The sequence below is a fragment of the Lysinibacillus sp. genome (assembly GCF_032093475.1).
Taxonomy (GTDB): Bacteria; Bacillota; Bacilli; order Bacillales_A; family Planococcaceae; genus Lysinibacillus; species Lysinibacillus irui.
Window position 1 is genome coordinate 1 of record NZ_DAMDAY010000214.1, and the last position, 2773, is coordinate 2773.

The 2773-nt window shown below is 35.6% G+C and carries 4 protein-coding genes; 2 read left to right on the forward strand and 2 right to left on the reverse strand.

Annotated features, from left to right (window positions below):
* Together RT445_RS23485 and RT445_RS23490 are read left to right on the forward strand one after the other, a co-directional pair.
* Positions 1-854: hypothetical protein (locus RT445_RS23485; RefSeq protein WP_313471742.1), on the forward strand; the 854-nt coding region annotated here is incomplete at its 5' end.
* 511 nt (positions 855-1365) lie between these two features.
* Entirely contained in the window at positions 1366-1758 is a 393-nt protein-coding gene (locus RT445_RS23490) for a RidA family protein (RefSeq protein ID WP_274793258.1), read from the forward strand.
* A gap of 58 nt (positions 1759-1816) precedes the next feature.
* Here the strand turns inward: RT445_RS23490 and RT445_RS23495 are convergent, their stop codons facing one another.
* On the reverse strand, positions 1817-2062 hold the full coding sequence (locus RT445_RS23495; protein WP_274793257.1) for a hypothetical protein: 246 nt from the start codon (positions 2060-2062) through the stop codon (positions 1817-1819).
* Positions 2063-2301: 239 nt separating this feature from the next.
* Positions 2302-2773, reverse strand: a 472-nt coding sequence (locus RT445_RS23500; RefSeq protein WP_313471744.1) for a DUF418 domain-containing protein, incomplete at its 5' end; no start/stop codon positions are given.

The following is a 2773-nucleotide window of genomic DNA, read 5'->3' on the forward strand; positions in this document are numbered from 1 at the left end:
AAAAGTTAGGAAATCCAGCAGCATTAGCAAGTGGTTATCGAGATCAGCCAATGCATTTAATTGGCCCACGCTATTTTGATGTATATCTATCATTATTAAAAATGATTTTACCAATTGCTGCTGTGATTGCGGTTATTTCGATGTTTGCTGAATACTTTATTGGTTTTGATGAAGGAGAAGCGATCATTAATGTTGTCCTCACTAGTATTGGTGAAGGAATTTGGAGTATCATCGAAGTAGGAATCCACGTCTTTTTTTGGCTAACAGTCGTTTTTGCCATTATCGAACGAACAGATAAAGGAAAAGATCCGCAACCATTGTCAGCGAGTTTAAAAAAATGGACCCCTGATGATTTGAATAACATCACGTATATTCCTAAGAAAAAAGCCATTACAAAGCTTGAAGTGTTTGGTTATTTAATGTGGACAGCGTTTTGGGCAACCCTTTATTTTTATGCAAACCATCTTCTAGGTGTATATGAAGGTGGGGGAAATGGACTTAAATTCGTAATTCCAGCTTTTAATCAGGATATTTTACTTCATTATTGGCCAATTGTTATCGTTGTCATTGCTCTTGAAATTGGGTTAGCTCTCTACAAATTGCTAAAAGGACAATGGACGAAAAAAATGGCCATCTTTAATACTATTGTTGAGCTTTTCGCAACCGTTGTTTTCATTGTTTTATTAAGCAATCCGAATTTAATGAACGAAGAATTTATCTCGTACATGAGTCATTTATTTACCACATCAACGAAGCAATTTGAAATATGGATAGTTGGCGGGGTAATCATTATATTTGTTGTATATGCGGCAATCAGTATATTCGATGGCTTCCGTAAGGCTAGAATCCGTTAATTCAATTTTATTTTGAAAGATTGAAGTATAGTTGATCTTTTTCTATAAACGTTAGATTGTTCAGAAAATGTTCAGAATACTATGTTATTCTATAAATGAACACGCATATTAACAAAAAACTAGGTACCTCCTATAAGAGGTACCTAGTTTTTTTAGCTTACAGGGTCACTTGGGATGGAGTAACCCTAGTAACAATTTCGGAGGTGTAAGGCTAATTTAGCTTTACACTATTATATATATGATGTATTCGTTATGGTTAAATAGTTAATTGCCTGAGAAATAATGAAAAATATCTTATAAATATTTGCGCAATTTTATTGAATATTAAGGATAGAAATGGTAAGTTGAAAATAACTTTAGGTAAAAGGAGGAGAATTCACATGAAAAAAAGATCAATTCGTTTTTTACGCATGGGTATTGGATTCTCTACTGCTGTTTTTTTCTAAAATTGATCAACAAGGGTGAAGTCTGCCCTTTTTTAGAAAAATAATAACCTAAAGGAGATCTAACTATGAAATCAAAACTAACTCGTAAAAATCCTATGCAAGTGCCAAGTCCTGTTGGAAAGTATAGTCATGTAACCATTATTCCTAAAGATGCAACGATGTATGCATTTTCTGGTCAGATAGGGGTTGGACAAGACGATCAATTGCCACAGACATTGCATGAGCAAATTGCCAATACGCTAAAAAATATTGAAATGATTTTAACAGCGGAGGGAATGGATGCCACGCATGTAGTGAAAGTAAATATTTGGGCGACAGAGGAGATAGATTGGGATTATTTCTATCAACAATGGGAAGCGATGTTTAATGATTCCTATCCCTCTATGACTATAGCCTACGTATCGGCACTAGGATTACCGGCCATTAAAATAGAAATTGAAATTTGGGCAGCTAAATAACATGAAAAATCGACAATATCCAATTGGGTATTGTCGATTTTTGGTATGAGTTTTAATATTAACGCAACATTCTTTTTAATTGCTTCATTTCATAATTTAATTCGTCAATTTGCTTTTGTAGTTTGTCAATGTCATCACGATTACTCTCATTTTCTTTCAATTCATCCTCTAAAGCAAGGCCAGCTGCAATGGTTGCTAGTGCATCACCAAGTGTTGTAATAGCTCCTGCAATCACGGCCAGCTTAGCTGCCTGACTCACAGAATCACTTGCCTCACTATTTCGATAGCCCTTGTTATTTTTCATACAATCCTCCCTACAAAAAAGGGTTTTATTTGCATAGTATGCAATGGGTATGTGGCAGGTGAAGCATAATGCTTGCTGCATATAATAAAAAAGGTCACTTATGTTGCGATAAGTGACCAAATAATATGGGGATGTGTTTCTTGCTGAAGATATGAGCAAAGATGGAAAGCGAGTAGGGTACATTACCAATATATGACGTTTAACGCCATGCTGATAGGTATTTATCATTGACTAAAAAATTAATCGATGTTTTTTCTTTGTCGTAGAGGAGGGACTGTCCAATAGGTACCCATTCGCCAGAGCCATTCCATTGGCCCGAAGCGGAAAAAGTGTAACCATCCTTTACTAAAGAGCAATTGGAAAACATAAATCCCTAGACAAATCCATAATGATTCGATGAAACGAAGCTGACCAATTAGATCGAATGCATGCCCAATGACCAGAATAAGTGCTGTTTGCCCTAAATAATTAGTTAAAGCCATCCGACCATAGGCTTTTAACGGTGATAATAGGCGCTGGAATAGAGGGCTCTGTAGTAATAGGATGATTGCTCCCATATAAAATGCTGACACTATTGGACTAATCTGTAGACCTATTAATGTAAATTGCTCTACATTTATGATATGTTCTTCTAATTGATCCTTGGACAATTGGTCGAAGTTGACGTTGGCTTCAGGCACATACTGCCATTGATAAAACCAACTAGCAATA